At 70.1% G+C, this 1,822-nt stretch carries 2 protein-coding genes; both read right to left on the bottom strand.

The genetic code is table 11. The features are described 5' to 3' along the window. Window positions 1-308: 308 nt before the first annotated feature. Entirely contained in the window at window positions 309-1,142 is an 834-nt protein-coding gene (locus ABWK99_RS15955; protein WP_372595666.1) for a hypothetical protein, read from the bottom strand. After that, window positions 1,139-1,345, bottom strand: coding sequence for a hypothetical protein (locus ABWK99_RS15950; RefSeq protein WP_372595665.1), 207 nt, complete (start codon window positions 1,343-1,345; stop codon window positions 1,139-1,141). Before ABWK99_RS15950 ends, ABWK99_RS15955 begins: the two co-directional genes overlap by 4 nt. Window positions 1,346-1,822 lie beyond the last annotated feature (477 nt).

The raw sequence follows: 1,822 nt of genomic DNA, 5'->3' as shown, positions 1-1,822 counted from the left end.
GCCATTCCCGAACCCCCAGCCTCCGCGCAGGTACGCCGATGCAAGACCCGAAAGGACCCGGCGTGCGAGGTCTCAGTCGTCCTTCGCGCGTGCTTGAACGTGTGCCGGGCGCGCGTTGACGCGGTCGGCTGGGGTGGGTTGTGCTCCCGCCCGGACAGGGCTCATCGCGCGAGGGTGAGGGGTCGCGGGCCGGCTGTGCCGGGCGGGAGATCGGGGGCATGAAGACGGCCCGGGAGCGACTGCTCTCCGGGCCTCTTCGATGGGTGTAACCCACTTAAGCAGAAGGCTAGGTTGCAGACGCACCAAGGTCAAGCGCCACGGCGTTCTCGGGCGAGTTCGCGCGCGTCGGCCAAGCGGTAGAGCCGGTCGCCGGGCACGGCCTCCATGAGCCTGCGCCGTGCGATCCAGGACTTGATCGTGCCCATCGGCACGGGCACGTCGAGAACGACGAGTGCTGACGCGATCTCCCCGGCCGTCATCAGCCGATCGTCGAACTGCTCCTCGAGCCACTCGCGCTGCTCCAGGAGCGTGAAAGTCGTCCCGCACTCCTTGCACGAGCCTCCGTCCTTGCCGGGCTTCACGTAGAGCTCGCCGACGCATCCGGTGCCATCCTCGCCCATGTGTCGGCAGGGGCCGACGTAGACCGGCGGGGCAGGACGTTCGAGGACCTTGCGCACGCGCTCGCGGTAGTCGCTGGCGTCGTCGCAGAAGTCGAGCGCCAGACGCTCGTCCTCGGTGAAGTGTCCGTAGCGCCGGGCGACCTCGGCGAGTAGGCGGGGCATCTGCGATGTCGTGATCGGCAACTTCGGTGTCGGGCATGCGTCCGCGTCGACGTGCTCGCCGTCGCAGCCCTCCTGGTGCTGGTGCTGCGGTGACCCGTGGCAGGCGCCTGAGCATCCGTGCTGCGGTGGGGTCTCGTCGAGCAGGATGTTCCCGTAGTGCCGGGCCACCTTCCACTCGATCTCGGCCATGAGGTCCGAGACGTGCAGATCGATCGGGGCGCCCGGACTGCCGCCGCGTGGCATGCCGTTCAGCGCGCCCCCTCCACCCGGGCGCAGGCGTGCACGCAGTTGCGTCCAGCGGTCGGCGATCCACAGCAGGTCGTCCCTGGCGTTCAGCGCGAGCAGTCGATCGGCGCTCACTCGGTCTCCTCCTGCGGTGGGATGCGGTCGGCGTCGCGGGCTACTTCGATGAGGCCGCGACGGGTGACCCAGTCCATGCCGGCGGACCAGGTGGTGCGGACGTCCGATCGGCCTTCGGTAGTGACGATGCGCAGGATGACGACGGCGTCGGCCACGAGGTCGCCGTCGTTGAGCCCGGTGCGGATGTCGAGGGCGTCGAGCATGTGGCCGATGGGGTGACGGTCACTCATCGTGTCCTCCGTGCGGGGCAGGTGGTTTCGTGGTCGCGGGCGAGGGAGGGCACGACGAACGCTTGCCCGCACCAGGTGCACGCCCATGGGTCGCTCACGGGTGCTCCTTCGGGAAGGTGGCCCGGTGGGCGTCGTCGCGGGTGTCCCAGCCGTGGTCGTCGTACCAACCGGGCGGGTCGGGTTGGGGGAACTCGGGCGCTGGCCCGCCGGCGAAGCAGTGGCAGGGCCCGTCGAGGTGCACGAACCCGGTGCCTGGGTGAGCGGCGCACGGGGTCGGGGTCACAGCTCGTCCCCGTAGAACGCCTGCACGGTCGGGCCGGGGTCGTCGGTCACGAGCAGGCCAGCGGCGGCGAGGGCTTCGGCCTGGTGGCGGCGGAAGTTGGTGAACATCCCGCCGGGGATGAGGATCAGCGCATCGCACCCGAGGCACCGCCATTGCTTGGCGTCCTC

The sequence above is a fragment of the Actinotalea sp. genome, assembly GCF_041597215.1.
In the GTDB taxonomy this organism is placed as follows: domain Bacteria; phylum Actinomycetota; class Actinomycetes; order Actinomycetales; family Cellulomonadaceae; genus Actinotalea.
The sequence above is the reverse complement of the archived record's forward strand: the minus strand, read 5'-3'. Positions and strand labels throughout refer to the sequence as shown.